We start from the raw sequence: 611 nt of genomic DNA, 5'->3' as shown, positions 1-611 counted from the left end.
GTGGTTGCTCATCGGCGACGACGGGCAGCACGACCAGGAGATCTACGGCAACTTCGTCGCCTCACACCCGGACAATGTCGCCGCGGTGGCCATCCGGCAGCTGTCTCCGACGCAATCGGTGCTCGCCCGTGGCCTGCCAGTTCCCACCGACGGATCCGCTTCAGCGGATCGGCACGAGCGGCCGTGGATGTGCGCTCCCGACGGCGCCGGGCTAGCCCGCCAGCTGAGCGAGACCGGCTTGCTGTAGCTCAGCTAGAGCTAGATTCAGTGCCGACTCGGCCACGGCGTGGCAGTCCGGTCGGACGGCATCAGCGGCGGCATGAAAGACCTGATCTCGTGCACGTCGTCGACGCTGACGACAGTCGAGTCACCTGCCACCCGCAGCCGCTCAAGCAAGAGCTATGCGTGTGGTCAGTGCGCAAGTCCCCCCTCGGACACAAGAACAAGCTTTTGACCCGCGCGCTCGATCGCTCACGCGACCAACCCCTGTCGCCAGCTCGGGTGCGCCGGGCGCCACCCCAGCTCACGCTTCGCCTTGGCGTTGGAGGCACCGCGCAGCTCGGTCATCATCACCACGCCCGCCTCGCCGGCGAACAGCCGACCGAGGAGGC

General features: G+C 67.6%; 1 protein-coding gene. It reads left to right on the top strand.

Annotated elements, in window-relative coordinates; genetic code table 11:
* A partial coding sequence (locus RM445_RS32040) for a phosphatase domain-containing protein (RefSeq protein ID WP_311560611.1) occupies nt 1-247 on the top strand: 247 nt, incomplete at its 5' end.
* Nucleotides 248-611 lie beyond the last annotated feature (364 nt).

Source organism: Pseudonocardia charpentierae, assembly GCF_031845345.1.
GTDB lineage: Bacteria > Actinomycetota > Actinomycetes > Mycobacteriales > Pseudonocardiaceae > Pseudonocardia > Pseudonocardia charpentierae.
This window is presented reverse-complemented; position numbering and strand designations above follow the sequence as displayed.